The organism is Streptococcus penaeicida (assembly GCF_002887775.1).
In the GTDB taxonomy this organism is placed as follows: domain Bacteria; phylum Bacillota; class Bacilli; order Lactobacillales; family Streptococcaceae; genus Streptococcus; species Streptococcus penaeicida.
The window spans coordinates 1-341 of sequence record NZ_LOCM01000063.1 but is presented as its reverse complement, the minus strand read 5'-3'; the positions used below and the strand labels follow the sequence as shown (position 1 = coordinate 341).

The 341-nt window shown below is 34.0% G+C and carries 1 pseudogene; it reads right to left on the bottom strand.

From position 1 onward, the window contains the following. A pseudogene (locus tag AT575_RS10940) lies at positions 1-341 on the bottom strand (ISL3 family transposase); the annotation flags it as partial.

The window sequence follows — 341 nt, the reverse complement described above, 5'->3', positions numbered from 1 at the left end:
TTAGAATAAGAAGTTTCGAGGGCATTAGTGATATATGTCTTATGTTTTATGAAGGTCTTAAAGACTGTTTTAAAGTTTTTGTTTGTGACTGTTAAGTTCTCTTCAATCAAACTAAAAAATGCATCAACTCTCATCTCTTGAAAATGAAAAAGTAATAATTGATAGAGGTCATAGCAGTAACGAAGTTCCTCACAATGACTAAGAGCTTTATGAATCACTTCCTTCGGAGTTACAGTTTGACCTAAGGTTCTGCAGTAAAAGGGTTTAACTGAGAGTTTACGCTGTCTTTCTGAAAGAATCGCCAATGGTATTTCAAGAGACGGTAAGTCTGAGATTTAGTA